The organism is Lelliottia sp. RWM.1, assembly GCF_016859735.1.
GTDB lineage: Bacteria > Pseudomonadota > Gammaproteobacteria > Enterobacterales > Enterobacteriaceae > Enterobacter.
The window spans coordinates 15,864-28,998 of record NZ_WLVC01000036.1; the positions used below are offsets into that span (position 1 = coordinate 15,864).

General features: G+C 56.2%; 12 protein-coding genes. 9 read left to right on the plus strand and 3 right to left on the minus strand.

What is annotated here, in order from left to right; genetic code table 11:
• The first annotated feature begins 5 nt into the window (after positions 1–5).
• The 5 genes from GF617_RS20315 to hycI are packed head-to-tail and all read left to right on the plus strand — an operon-like array spanning position 6 to position 3,898.
• Entirely contained in the window at positions 6–1,715 is a 1,710-nt protein-coding gene (locus GF617_RS20315; RefSeq protein ID WP_203452338.1) for an NADH-quinone oxidoreductase subunit C, read from the plus strand.
• 9 nt (positions 1,716–1,724) lie between these two features.
• Positions 1,725–2,267: a formate hydrogenlyase complex iron-sulfur subunit gene (locus GF617_RS20320; RefSeq protein ID WP_181620530.1), complete on the plus strand. Its 543-nt coding sequence runs from the start codon at positions 1,725–1,727 to the stop codon at positions 2,265–2,267.
• The gene (locus GF617_RS20325) at positions 2,267–3,034 is read left to right on the plus strand and encodes an NADH-quinone oxidoreductase subunit B family protein (RefSeq protein WP_203452339.1); all 768 of its coding nucleotides are present in this window, start codon (positions 2,267–2,269) and stop codon (positions 3,032–3,034) included. Before GF617_RS20320 ends, GF617_RS20325 begins: the two co-directional genes overlap by 1 nt.
• Entirely contained in the window at positions 3,031–3,441 is a 411-nt protein-coding gene (locus GF617_RS20330; RefSeq protein WP_181620528.1) for a formate hydrogenlyase maturation HycH family protein, read from the plus strand. The genes GF617_RS20325 and GF617_RS20330 overlap by 4 nt, the downstream gene beginning before the upstream one ends.
• Entirely contained in the window at positions 3,434–3,898 is a 465-nt protein-coding gene (hycI, locus tag GF617_RS20335; protein ID WP_203452340.1) for a hydrogenase maturation peptidase HycI, read from the plus strand. The genes GF617_RS20330 and hycI overlap by 8 nt, the downstream gene beginning before the upstream one ends.
• 52 nt (positions 3,899–3,950) lie before the next feature.
• Here the strand turns inward: hycI and GF617_RS20340 are convergent, their stop codons facing one another.
• Together GF617_RS20340 and ascF are read right to left on the minus strand one after the other, a co-directional pair.
• A complete protein-coding gene (locus GF617_RS20340) occupies positions 3,951–5,375 on the minus strand; it encodes a 6-phospho-beta-glucosidase (RefSeq protein ID WP_203452341.1) in 1,425 nt (474 codons plus the stop codon).
• Between the two features lie 18 nt (positions 5,376–5,393).
• On the minus strand, positions 5,394–6,845 hold the full coding sequence (gene ascF / locus GF617_RS20345) for a PTS cellobiose/arbutin/salicin transporter subunit IIBC (RefSeq protein WP_203452342.1): 1,452 nt from the start codon (positions 6,843–6,845) through the stop codon (positions 5,394–5,396).
• Positions 6,846–7,036: 191 nt separating this feature from the next.
• Between ascF and GF617_RS20350 the strand changes: the two genes are divergently transcribed.
• The 4 genes from GF617_RS20350 (at position 7,037) to GF617_RS20365 (ending at position 12,017) form a co-directional block, all read left to right on the plus strand.
• Positions 7,037–8,074: a LacI family DNA-binding transcriptional regulator gene (locus GF617_RS20350; RefSeq protein ID WP_375290818.1), complete on the plus strand. Its 1,038-nt coding sequence runs from the start codon at positions 7,037–7,039 to the stop codon at positions 8,072–8,074.
• 132 nt (positions 8,075–8,206) lie between these two features.
• Positions 8,207–8,752: an electron transport protein HydN gene (hydN, locus tag GF617_RS20355; RefSeq protein WP_181620523.1), complete on the plus strand. Its 546-nt coding sequence runs from the start codon at positions 8,207–8,209 to the stop codon at positions 8,750–8,752.
• Between the two features lie 6 nt (positions 8,753–8,758).
• Positions 8,759–11,017, plus strand: a complete 2,259-nt coding sequence (hypF, locus tag GF617_RS20360; RefSeq protein WP_203452343.1) for a carbamoyltransferase HypF — start codon at positions 8,759–8,761, stop codon at positions 11,015–11,017.
• The gene (locus GF617_RS20365; protein WP_203452344.1) at positions 10,995–12,017 is read left to right on the plus strand and encodes a HoxN/HupN/NixA family nickel/cobalt transporter; all 1,023 of its coding nucleotides are present in this window, start codon (positions 10,995–10,997) and stop codon (positions 12,015–12,017) included. The genes hypF and GF617_RS20365 overlap by 23 nt, the downstream gene beginning before the upstream one ends.
• Here the strand turns inward: GF617_RS20365 and GF617_RS20370 are convergent.
• Entirely contained in the window at positions 12,008–13,135 is a 1,128-nt protein-coding gene (locus tag GF617_RS20370) for an ABC transporter substrate-binding protein (protein ID WP_309228303.1), read from the minus strand. The two genes, GF617_RS20365 and GF617_RS20370, sit on opposite strands and share 10 nt — an antisense overlap.

Below are 13,135 nucleotides of genomic sequence, written 5' to 3' on the forward strand. Positions count from 1 at the left end.
TATTTATGTCTGAAGAAAAAAAAGGTCAGCAGTATCTCGCCGCACTCCACCAGGCCTTTCCCGGCGTGGTGCTGGATGAAAGCTGGCAGACTAAAGACCAGATAACCCTCACTGTGAAAGTGAACTACCTGCCGGAAGTGGTAGAGTTTCTCTATTACCAGCAGGGTGGCTGGCTGTCCGTTCTGTTTGGTAACGACGAGCGTCAGCTTTGCGGCAATTACGCGGTGTACTACGTCATGTCGATGGAGCAGGGCGAGAAGTGCTGGGTAACGGTACGCGTAGAAGTGGACCCGAACAAGCCGGAATATCCGTCAGTCACGCCACGTGTTCCTGCCGCTGTCTGGGGGGAACGTGAAGTCCGCGATATGTACGGCCTGGTTCCGGTTGGCCTGCCGGATGAACGTCGCCTGGTGTTGCCGGATGACTGGCCGGACGAACTTTATCCGCTGCGTAAAGACAGTATGGATTACCGTCAACGTCCTGCGCCCACCACGGACAACGAAACCTACGAGTTCATCAATGAGCTGGGCAGCAAAAAGAACAACGTTGTGCCGATTGGCCCGCTGCATGTGACCTCTGATGAGCCTGGGCATTTTCGCCTGTTTGTCGATGGTGAAAACATCATCGACGCCGACTACCGTCTTTTCTATGTCCACCGGGGTATGGAAAAACTGGCGGAAACCCGTATGGGTTACAACGAAGTGACCTTCCTCTCCGACCGCGTATGCGGCATTTGTGGTTTTGCCCACAGCACCGCCTACACCACGTCGGTGGAAAACGGGATGGGGATTGTCGTACCGGAACGCGCACAGATGATCCGCGCGATTCTGCTGGAAGTGGAGCGTCTGCATTCTCATCTGCTGAATCTGGGGCTGGCCTGTCACTTTGTCGGTTTTGATTCCGGGTTTATGCAGTTCTTCCGCGTGCGCGAAGCGTCCATGAAAATGGCGGAGATCCTGACCGGGGCGCGTAAAACCTACGGGCTGAACCTGATCGGCGGGATTCGCCGCGATCTGCTGAAAGACGACATGATCCAGACTCGCCTGCTGGCACAACAGATGCGCCGTGACGTGCAGGATTTGGTGGATATGCTGCTGAGCACGCCAAACATTGAACAACGTACCGTCGGTATTGGCCGTCTTGATCCGGAAATCGCCCGTGACTTCAGTAACGTTGGTCCCATGGTGCGTGCCAGCGGCCATGCGCGTGATACCCGTGCGGATCACCCGTTTGTCGGTTACGGCCTGCTGCCGATGACGGTGCATAGTGAGCAGGGTTGCGATGTTATCTCTCGTCTGAAAGTGCGTATTAACGAAGTTTTCACCGCGCTCAATATGATCGACTTCGGGCTGGATAATCTGCCTGGTGGCCCGCTGATGGTGGAAGGCTTTACCTATATTCCTGGCCGCTTTGCCCTCGGTGTTTCCGAAGCGCCACGCGGAGACGACATTCACTGGAGCATGACTGGTGACAACCAGAAGCTGTATCGCTGGCGTTGTCGTGCGGCAACATACGCCAACTGGCCGACGCTGCGCTATATGCTGCGTGGCAACACGGTTTCAGATGCGCCACTGATTATCGGCAGCCTTGATCCTTGCTACTCCTGCACCGACCGTATGACGGTGGTGGATGTAAGGAAGAAAAAAAGCCAGGTCGTGCCATATAAAGAGCTTGAACGCTACAGCATCGAGCGTAAGAACTCGCCGCTGAAATAGGGATTTGTCATGTTTACCTTTATCAAAAAAGTGATCAAAACCGGCGCAGTAACCAGCAGTTACCCGCTGGAACCGATGCCGGTCGATAAAAACTTTCGCGGCAAACCTGAACACAACCCGCAGCAGTGTATCGGCTGCGCGGCCTGCGTTAATGCTTGTCCGTCGAATGCCCTGACGGTCGAAACGGATCTTGCCACACAGGAGTTGGCCTGGCAGTTCAATCTGGGGCGCTGCATCTTTTGCGGTCGCTGCGAAGAGGTGTGCCCAACGGCGGCGATTAAATTGTCGCAAGCGTACGAACTGGCGGTCTGGAAAAAAGAGGATTTCCTGCAGCAGTCGCGATTTGCGCTGTGTCATTGCCGTGAGTGCCATAGACCGTTTGCCGTCCAAAAAGAGATCGACTACGCCATTGCGTTGCTGAAACACAACGGGGATATCCGGGCGGAACATCACCGGGAGAGTTTTGAAACCTGTCCGGAATGTAAGCGACAGAAATGCCTGTTGCCATCCGATCGTATTGATTTAACCCGCCATATGAGAGAGGCCAGCTAATGGATAACTTACTGGGCCCACGCGACGACAGAGGGATCCCTGTTCCGATGACGGTGGATGAGTCCATCGCCAGCATGAAAGCGTCGCTGCTGAAAAAAATCAAACGTTCTGCCTACGTCTACCGGGTGGACTGCGGTGGTTGCAACGGCTGCGAGATTGAGATTTTCGCAACACTGTCGCCGCTGTTTGATGCCGAACGCTTTGGTATCAAAGTTGTACCGTCACCGCGTCATGCTGACATTTTGTTGTTTACTGGCGCAGTAACCCGTGCCATGCGTTCGCCTGCGCTACGTGCGTGGCAGTCTGCGCCCGATCCAAAAATCTGTATCTCTTACGGGGCGTGCGGCAACAGCGGCGGTATCTTCCACGACCTCTACTGCGTATGGGGCGGGACGGACAAAATTGTGCCAGTGGATGTGTATATTCCGGGTTGCCCGCCAACACCTGCGGCCACGCTGTACGGTTTTGCGATGGCGCTCGGCCTGCTGGAGCAAAAAATCCACGCCCGCGAACCGGGTGAGATCGACAATCAGCCCGCAACCATTCTTCATCCGGACATGGTGCAACCGCTGCGCGTGAAGGTCGATCGCATGGCGCGCAAACTGGCAGGCTACCGCTATGGTCGCCAGATTGCGGATGATTATCTGCGTTTGCTGGGCCAGGGAGACCACCAGGTTGCCCGCTGGCTGGAAGCGGAAAACGATCCGCGGCTGAATGAGATTGTGGCAAACCTGAATCAGGTGGTGGATGAGGCGCGTATCCGATGAGTGAAAAGGTGGTGTTCAGTCAGCTGAGCCGTAAGTTTATTGATGAGAACGATGCCACGCCGGATGCGGCGCAGCAGGTGGTCTATTACAGCCTGGCGATTGGCCATCACCTGGGGGTGATCGACTGCCTTGAAGCGGCGCTAAGTTGTCCGTGGCCGGAGTATCTGGCGTGGATCGCCACACTGGAAGAGGGCAGTACCGCGCGGCGCAAAATGGAGGGCGTACCGAAGTACGGCGAGATCGTTATCGACGCCAACCATATTGCGATGCTGGCGAATGCCTTTGATGCAGCACTCAGCCAGCAAACCCCCGAGCAGCAGGCCTGGAGTAAAATTGTCCTCAGTATGCTGCACGATATTCATCAGGAGAGCGCCATCTATCTGATGGTGAGGAGATTACGTGACTGACGTTTTATTGTGTGTCGGCAACAGCATGATGGGTGATGATGGCGCAGGTCCACTGCTGGCGGAGATGTGCGCCGCTAATCCCCTGGGGAACTGGGTAGTGATTGACGGCGGCAGCGCACCGGAAAACGATGTGGTCGCCATTCGTGAACTGCACCCGGACAGATTGCTGATTGTTGATGCCACCGATATGGGGCTAAACCCCGGCGAGATCCGCCTGATTGACCCTGATGACATCGCGGAAATGTTCATGATGACCACCCACAACATGCCGCTGAACTACCTGGTCGATCAGATTAAGGATGACGTGGGGGAGGTGCTGTTTCTGGGCATTCAGCCGGATATCGTTGGGTTTTACTACCCGATGACGCCCCCGATCAAAGAGGCGGTGGAAGTGGTTTATTCCCGGCTTGGTTCGTGGGTGGGGAAGGGGGGATTTGACCCTCTCACTCCGGCCTGAAAACCGCACCGGGCAATCCCCTCTTCCCTTCGGGATGAGGGGAAACCGCATGTTACGCCAGATCCGCCCCGTTACTCGCAATCACTTTCTTATACCACCAGAACGATTTCTTGCGCTTACGATCCAGCGTCCCGTTGCCTGCATCGTCGCGATCGACATAAATAAACCCGTAACGCTTGCTCATTTCACCCGTGGAGGCAGCCACCAGGTCGATACAGCCCCATGTGGTGTAACCGATAAGCGGAATACCGTCTTCGATGGCGTCGCCCATTGCGCGGATATGTTCGCGCAGGTAGCTGATACGATAGTCATCGTTAATCTCGCCGTTGGCATCAATGTCATCTTTCGCACCGAGGCCATTTTCCACCAGGAACAGGGGTTTCTGGTAGCGGTCGTACATCATGTTCATGGTGATACGCAGACCCAGCGGGTCAATACCCCAGCCCCATTCACTGACTTCGATATGCGGATTGCGCAGGGACTTCACGATATTCGCCGCATTGGTATTGTTTGCATTCATATCCGCAGACGCACAGCGCGAGGCGTAATAGCTGAATGAGACAAAATCGACCGTGTGTTTCAGCAGGTCGTCATCGCCCGGATCCTTAACAATCACCACCCCTTTTTCGCGGAACACGCGCGCCGAGTAGGCCGGGTAGCTGCCGCGCGCCTGCACGTCGATAAAGAACAGGTTTTCACGGTCTTTTTCCAGCGCCATCCATACGTCTTCTGGTTTGCAGGAGTACGGGTAGAAGTTACCGCCCGCCAACATACAGCCGACCTGGTTTTCCGGGTTGATCTCGTGGGCGATTTTGGTTGCCAGCGCACTTGCTACCAGCTCGTGGTGCGCGGCCTGGTATTTCACCTGATCTTCGTTTTCACCCGCTTCAAACACCAGACCCGCGCCGGAGAAAGGACTGTGCAACATGATGTTGATTTCATTGAAGGTCAGCCAGTATTTCACCAGACCGTCAAATTCTTCAAAGCAGGTACGCGCATAACGGGCGAAGAAATCGACCATTTTACGGTTGCGCCAGGAGCCATACTCCGTGACCAGATGCATAGGCACATCGAAGTGGCAGAGTGTGACCAGTGGCTCAATGTTGTATTTTCTGCACTCTTCAAACACGGCGCGGTAAAAGGCGATACCTTCCTGGTTTGGCTGCGGTTCGTCGCCGTTTGGGTAGAGGCGGCTCCAGGCAATCGAGGTGCGGAATACGGTGAAACCCATCTCCGCCATCAGCGCGATGTCTTCTTTATAGCGATGGTAAAAATCAATCGCCTCGTGGCTTGGATAAAACTCGTCATCACGCAGCGAAAAACGTTTTTCCTTCCCGACTTTTACCGCCAGACGGTTTGCGCCGTGGGGGATCATGTCGACTGTGGTGAGTCCTTTTTCGCCTTCACGGTAAGCCCCTTCACTCTGGTTGGCGGCCAGTGCACCACCCCATAAAAATCCTTGTGGAAAAACAGACATTTTTACCTCGCTATAGAATTATGCTCGTGCTGCTTGTGCCTGAACCGGCGCAGTGTGCAGGGCGCGGGCTTTTTCCGCGTCATCCTCAACCGGGATATCTTCAAAGCCGAGAATCAACGTCAGGACAAACGATAACACCACTGCCAGCGCCATCACGCCAAATACCCAGACGATGGACATTGGATTGGCCGGGTCGAAGAACTGTACGCTGGTAAACAACCCTGGTGCGGCCATCGAATGGCTGGCGAGCCCGGCAATCCCGGCAACTGCGCCGCAGATAAAGCCGCTGATAAGACTCGCAATCAGCGGACGCTTCAGACGAACCGCCACGCCGTACAAAGCAGGTTCGGAGATCCCCGCCATGATGGCAGAGGCTGCCGCCGCCAGCGCGGTTTGACGCAATTCCGGGTTTTTCGTTTTCCAGGCGACCGCCAGCGATGAACCGCCGAGTGACAGGTTAGCGCCAATTTCCGATGGCATTACCATGCCTTCTTTGCCTGTTTCGGCAATGGTCTGAATGATGGTTGGGGTAAATACGCGGTGCATCCCGGTCATCACCAGCAGTGGCCAGAGTGCGCCCATGATGGCAACGGACAGCCAGCCCAGATAACCATGAATGGTGTAAACCAGCGCGGAGATCGCGCTTCCGATCCAGATCCCGAGCGGGCCAATCAGTACGATGGCGAGCGGCGCGGCAATCAGCACAATCAGCATCGGTTTGAGGAAGTTTTTGGTCACGGCCGGGGTAATTTTATCTACCCAGCGTTCGATGTAGGACAGACACCAGGTCATCACCAGCGCCGGGATCACGGTGTAAGTGTATTTCACCGCAGTGACCGGAATAAAGGCGAACTCGACGTGTTCACCTTGTGCAGCTTTTGCCATCAGCTCAATGAAACTGGGGTGAACCAGTACGCCTGCAATAGCAATCGCCAGTGACATGTTGGTTTTGAATTTCACGGCAGCAGAGGCGGCGACCATCAGTGGCAGGAAGAAAAATGCGCCGTCCCCAATCACCGTCAGTATGGTCAGTGTTGGCGCACCTTTGGTCAACACGCCGGTCATTTCCAGGATCATCGCCAGCAGTTTGACCATCGACCCACCGATAATCGCCGGGATCAGTGGTGACATGGTTCCGATCAGCGCATCCAGGATCCCCGCACCAATGCGGCGGAAAGTCAGCTTTTGCGGGCCTTCGGGAAGGGCTGGCTGCATCTCTGTCGGCAGCAGATTCACGACTTCGCGGTAGGCCTGAGAAACGGTATTGCCAATGATTACCTGACACTGGTTATCGTTACGTACCACGCCGAGTACGCCGCTGATGCTTTTGAGCTGTGCGCTGTCGAGCTGGCTTTCGTCTTTCAGGACGAAACGCAGGCGCGTCATGCAGTGGGTGACGGCGACAACGTTGTCTTTGCCGCCGAGTGCGCTAACAACGTCTTTCGCCAGCGCAGCGTAATTTTTGGCCATCGGATGTGATCCTGTTGTCGTTATGAGAATAGATAGGAAACCGGTTCCACATAATCATCATGAGTTTCTTTGAATGAAACAAGATCATGTTTTGTACATTTTTTATATTCGTGATGATGATCACTATGGGGTGTTGAAAGCGTGATATTCGTGCTGGGACAATTTTTCTGTGGTGCAGTACACTGCGCCCCATCAGTTTCAAACGGAATAAAAACATGACCACGATGCTGGAAGTGGCGAAGCGGGCGGGCGTTTCGAAAGCGACGGTATCCAGGGTGCTGTCGGGAAATGGCTACGTGAGCCAGGAGACGAAAGACCGGGTGTTTCAGGCGATTGACGAGAGCGGCTATCGTCCCAATTTACTTGCGCGCAATCTGGCCACCAAACGGACGCAAACCCTTGGGCTGGTCGTCACGAACACGCTATATCACGGGGTCTACTTCAGCGAGTTGCTGTTCCATGCTGCCCGAATGACGGAAGAGAAGGGGCGACAGCTGATTCTGGCGGATGGTAAGCACAGCGCAGAAGAAGAGCGTAAGGCGATCCAGTATCTGCTCGATATGCGCTGCGATGCGGTGATCATCTACCCGCGTTTCTTAAGCGTGGACGAGATGGACGACATCATCGAGAAGTGCGAGCAGCCGATTATGGTGCTTAACCGTCGCTTGCGTAAAAACAGCAGCCATTGCGTCTGGTCTGATCATAAAGCCTCCTGCCAGGCGGCGGTGTCGCAACTCATCGAACAGGGGCATCGGGATGTCGCCTTTATCACCGGATCTCTGGACTCCCCAACCGGCATTGAGCGTCTTTCCGGCTACAAAGAGGCACTGGCGCAGCACCAGATCCCGCTTCGTCCTGAATTGATTGCCCAGGGAAAATGGAACCCGGCCAGCGGTGCGGCGGCGGTATCTGAGCTGTTATCCCGTGGCGAGACCTTTACAGCACTGGTGGCGAGCAATGACGACATGGCGATCGGCGCCATGAAACAGCTTCACGATAGCGGGATTGCTACCCCTGCGGCGGTGTCGGTGATTGGCTTTGATGATGTGGCGATTGCGCCGTATCTCACACCCTCTCTCTCCAGCGTGCGAATTCCGGTAACGGAGATGATCAAAGAGACGATTAGTCGTCTGATCTTCATGCTGGATGGCGGTGAGTTTATCTCCCAACAAACCTTCTCTGGTGAGTTGATTTTGCGCGACTCCGTTACGCCGGGCCCTCATCTTTGACGTCGACACCTGTCATCGTCACTTGTGACGATGACAGCGTGGGAGTCTTTCTAAATTCAGTTAAATCAATACATTAAAAATTGGCACGTTTTATGAATGCTTCCGCGCATGACTGTTATGCTGGAGAAGCAGATGAACCGTTTTATGATGGCCGATGCCAGTAAGTGTATTGGTTGCCGTACCTGTGAAGTCGCGTGCGTAGTATCCCATCAGGCGGAGCAGGATTGTGCATCCCTGACCCCGGAATCTTTCCTGCCACGAATCCACGTCATTAAGGGCGTGAATATTTCAACGGCGGCCATCTGTCGTCAGTGTGAAGATGCCCCCTGTGCCAATGTGTGCCCTAACGGCGCGATCAGCCGTGAAAAAGGCTTTGTACATGTAATGCAGGAACGTTGCATTGGGTGCAAAACCTGCGTAGTAGCGTGTCCTTACGGCGCGATGGAAGTCGTGGTGCGCCCGGTTGTCCGTAACAGCGGCGTCGGGCTGAGCGTGCGAGCAGATAAAGCTGAAGCTAACAAATGTGACCTGTGCTACCACCGTGAGGCAGGGCCAGCCTGTATGGAAGCCTGTCCGACGCACGCGCTGGTTTGTGTGGATCGTGACAAGCTTGAACAGATGAGCGCGGAAAAACGCCGCCGGGCGGCATTCGACACGTCGTCATCTTTGCTGTTCTGAGTGACGATGAACGGTAACGGCGTACAACTGCGGGTACGCGGCAAAGTACAGGGCGTGGGGTTTCGTCCTTTCGTCTGGCAACTGGCGCATCAGATGCAGTTAACTGGCGACGTGTGTAATGACGGTGAGGGTGTGCTGGTGCGTCTCCTCGGTAATGGGGGGGATTTTACCGCGAGGTTGCGCCAGCAGTGCCCACCGTTAGCCCGTATCGACGAGGTTGAAACGCAGCCTTACGCCTGGCTGGCTGAACCTGCCGGTTTCACCATCCGGCAGAGTGCGGGTGGGGTGATGGACACACAGATTGTGCCGGATGCCGCCACCTGCCCCGCGTGTCTGGCGGAGATGCGCGATCCCCATGAACGCCGCTACCGTTACCCGTTTATCAACTGCACGCATTGCGGACCCCGCTTTACCATCATTCGTGCGATGCCTTATGACCGTCCCGCGACCGTCATGGCGCGGTTCCCGCTCTGTAAGCCATGTGATGCGGAGTACCGTAATCCTGCCGATCGACGCTTTCACGCCCAGCCTGTAGCCTGCCCGGATTGCGGGCCTGAGCTTGAATGGCGAGCCGAAGGCGTACACGCGACGCGCGACGCGGCTCTGAATGCCGCGGTTGAAATGCTAAAAAATGGCGGGATTGTGGCCATCAAAGGCATGGGCGGTTTTCATCTGGCATGTGATGCGCAAAATGGACAGGCGGTGGCGCGGTTACGGGCACGAAAACACCGCCCGACGAAGCCGCTGGCGGTGATGATCCCGCAGGCGGATGGTCTGCCTGACACGCTTAGTGCGCGCCTGCACTCTCCCGCAGCTCCCATTGTGCTCACCCCCAAAGTATGGCTTCCCGATTTGCCACACGACATCGCACCGGGTCTGGAGACCATTGGCATCATGTTGCCTGCAAACCCGCTTCAGCATCTGTTGATGATGGATCTTCAGCGCCCACTGGTGATGACATCTGGCAATCTCAGCGGTAAGCCGCCGGCAACCAGCAACACACACGCGCTGGCGATGTTGGGGAATATTGCCGATGGCGTGCTGCTGCACAACCGCGACATCCTGCAACGCATGGATGATTCTGTACTCGATCAGGATGGCGCGATGCTGCGCCGCGCACGTGGTTTTGTACCGGATGCAATTCCGTTGCCTTCAGGCTTCACCGCAATCCCGGCCATGTTGTGTCTGGGAGCGGAGATGAAAAATACCTTCTGCCTGGTGCGTGATGGCCAGGCGGTGTTGAGCCAGCATTTTGGCGATCTCAGTGATGACGGTGTCGAAAGACAGTGGCGTACTGCGCTGTCGGTGATCCAGCAGATGTATGCCTTCACACCAGAACGCGTGGTGTGCGATGCTCACCCTGGATACCGCGCCCGTCAATGGGCGCAAGACCAGATGTTGCCTGTCGAGGCCGTGTTGCATCACCATGCCCATGCAGCGGCATGCCTGGCGGAGAACGGCTGGCCACTGGAAGGTGAGGATGTGATTGCCCTGACGCTGGATGGCATTGGCATGGGGGATAATGGCGAACTGTGGGGCGGTGAATGCCTGCGGGTGAATTATCTCGAATGTGAGCATCTTGGCGGTTTACCCGCTGTGGCGCTACCAGGCGGCGATCTGGCTGCTTCGCAACCGTGGCGTAACCTGCTCGCTCACTGCCTGGCATTTGTGCCGGACTGGCAGCAGCGAGCAGAAGCCCATGCCGTATTGGCGCAAAACTGGCCGTTACTGGCGACAGCGATCGGGCGCGGGATCAACGCGCCACTGGCTTCATCCTGTGGGCGCTTGTTCGACGCGGTTGCCTGCGCGCTGGGGATCACGCCAGAGGCACAGCGCTATGAAGGCGAAGCCGCCTGTAAACTGGAGGCACTCGCTGCCCACGGTTCGGGCACTGAACACCCGGTCACGCTAGCGGTAGAAAATGGCAACCTTGTGCTCCACACCTTCTGGCAGCAATGGCTGGACTGGCAGGCAGAGCCGTGCGAGCGCGCATGGGCGTTTCATGATGCGCTGGCAAAGGGGCTGGCAGAGCTGGTTACACACCATGCCCGACGTTTCACCATCCGGACGGTGTGCTGTAGCGGAGGGGTATTACACAACCGGCTGTTACGCGCGCGACTGCAACATCATCTGCATGAATTTAATCTTCTTTTCCCTTATCGCCTGCCTGCAGGTGATGGGGCGATCTCCTTCGGGCAGGCGGTTGTCGCCGCGGCCCGGTCATGTTCACAAAGGATCTCAAATGTTACGACTCTTACGCAATGAACCTCGTGCAGCACTTTTGCTGCTGGCTCTGGTGATGGCCAATCTGTTGGCCTGGGGCTTTGCATGGCAGACCTTCAGCGGTAGCACGGCGCTGATGGCCGCAAGCCTGCTGGCCTGGTGCTACGGATTGCGTCATGCGGTGGACGCCGACCATATCGCGGCGATTGATACTGTCACCCGTAAGATGATGCAGCAGGGCAAACGCCCGTCCGGCGTGGGGGCGTGGTTCTCTCTTGGGCACTCCACCATCGTGGTGCTGGCTTCAATTGCAATAGCGGCAACGGCCACCGCATTTCAGAAGAACATGGCCTGGTTTCATGAGACGGGCAGTCTGATCGGTACTGCTGTTTCGGCCATGTTTTTACTGGCGATGGCACTGGTCAATATGGTGATTTTACACGGCGTATGGCGGAGTTTTCAGGCGCTGAAAAAGGGCCAGACGGCAACCAGTGACGTGCAGTTTACGGCCCAGGGCGGGGTGATGAACTGGCTGTTTGGTACGACCTTCCGCCTCGTCAATAAAAGCTGGCAGATGTACCTGGTCGGTTTTCTGTTTGGTCTCGGTTTTGATACCGCCACTGAAATTGGCGTATTAGGGATCTCTGCAGCCAGTGCGTCGAGCGGAATGTCAGTCTGGTCAATCATGATCTTCCCGGCATTGTTTGCCAGCGGAATGGCGCTGATCGACACCATCGATAATTTACTGATGGTCGGGGCCTATGGCTGGGCATTCAACAAACCGCAGCGTAAGCTCTACTACAACATGACGATCACTGGCACATCCGTTGTGGTTGCGCTGTTTATCGGTGGACTGGAAGCGCTTGGTCTGCTGATGGACAAGTTCGCGCTTAGCGGCGGTATCTGGGATGCCATTGGCGCGGTGAATGACAATCTCGGTAATGCCGGGTTTGTGGTCGTTGGGCTATTTATCGCCTGCTGGCTGATCTCGATGATCAACTACCGCTGGCGTGGTTATGACGCGCTGGTGGTTCATTCCTGAACAGGCGGCAGCCAGGCGCGGGTGAAATCAAGCCAGCCACCGGCTGTCAGCACAATGTCCTGCACGTTTTCCATGGTGTTGATGCGATAACGGTAGTGAAAGAGCGGCGTACATGCGCCGCTTTCCAGCAAACGGCGAAAGAAGGGGACGAGATGACGGCTCAGACTCGCTTCGCTCACGCAGTACCCCATCAGTTTCTGCTTCTCATCCTGCCATACTGTCTCACTCAACGCCGTGGCCCATGCCGGCTCGTCCGTAAACCATTCAGCCAGCGCAAAGCCGGGTAATTCTCCAGACAGGTAATCACCGAGCAGGAGATCGGCATCGACGAGTGCGTCCTGAGCGTGCCATGCATCGCGGTCTTTTGCACAGATCATCAGTTCACACCGCCGTTTTTTCAGGCGAGCGCGGAGCGTCTTGGCGAGTTCATAAAGCTCGGGTGTGTGATAAAAGACCAGCGTCAATGTTTCAGGCAACGGCGCATCAGGCGCTATCCGGAACCGGGGTGTCTCCAGTCCCGGAAGTATTTCAGTGCGGGGCAGTAAATCATCCCGCGCAGAGAAACGTTGCTGGTTGATGTCCAGAATTTCCTGGCGCAGCCAGGTCGCGAGCGGCTGGGACAGCCTGGCGTTCATCATGAGCCAGGTGAAACCGCCACTGGTGGAAGAGGCTGCCTGCTGGGCGTTTTGGCCTTTTCCCACGGTTATCCAGGCGGGGGTGGGCGTCCCGGAGCGAGTTCGCCAGAATTCAATGGCATGCAGGAGCGGGTGCGCGGCAAAGTACCAGGGTTGCCGCTCCAGACGCAAATAGTGTGAACGATGGTGGGCGATGGCAAAGGGACCCGCCCCGATATCCGGCAGTTGTGGGTGAGGGAGGCGGCAAGCGTGATGCGCAAGACGATGTGCCAGAAATGCATCCGGGGCGTTGAGGGTGATTTGCAGACACCAGGGGGCGCTGAGCGTCACCTGGCTGATATGCCGCAGCCCGGTATTTCGCGTTGGATCGGCCAGTGCCTGTTGCAGCGCGCTGAGAATGTCGCTATCGCTGATCGCCTGCCCGTTATGCCAGTGCGCGCCGCTGCGCAGATAAAACCGCCAGCACAATGTGTCGTCGCTGAT

What these genes read in the sequence shown, in the direction of transcription:
- GF617_RS20315 (WP_203452338.1), top strand. Translation starts at nt 6, where the DNA reads ATGTCTGAAGAAAAAAAAGGTCAGCAGTATCTCGCCGCACTCCACCAG.
- GF617_RS20320 (WP_181620530.1), top strand. Translation starts at nt 1,725, where the DNA reads ATGTTTACCTTTATCAAAAAAGTGATCAAAACCGGCGCAGTAACCAGC.
- GF617_RS20325 (WP_203452339.1), top strand. Translation starts at nt 2,267, where the DNA reads ATGGATAACTTACTGGGCCCACGCGACGACAGAGGGATCCCTGTTCCG.
- GF617_RS20330 (WP_181620528.1), top strand. Translation starts at nt 3,031, where the DNA reads ATGAGTGAAAAGGTGGTGTTCAGTCAGCTGAGCCGTAAGTTTATTGAT.
- GF617_RS20340 (WP_203452341.1), bottom strand. Translation starts at nt 5,375, where the DNA reads ATGTCTGTTTTTCCACAAGGATTTTTATGGGGTGGTGCACTGGCCGCC.
- ascF (WP_203452342.1), bottom strand. Translation starts at nt 6,845, where the DNA reads ATGGCCAAAAATTACGCTGCGCTGGCGAAAGACGTTGTTAGCGCACTC.
- hydN (WP_181620523.1), top strand. Translation starts at nt 8,207, where the DNA reads ATGAACCGTTTTATGATGGCCGATGCCAGTAAGTGTATTGGTTGCCGT.
- hypF (WP_203452343.1), top strand. Translation starts at nt 8,759, where the DNA reads ATGAACGGTAACGGCGTACAACTGCGGGTACGCGGCAAAGTACAGGGC.
- GF617_RS20365 (WP_203452344.1), top strand. Translation starts at nt 10,995, where the DNA reads ATGTTACGACTCTTACGCAATGAACCTCGTGCAGCACTTTTGCTGCTG.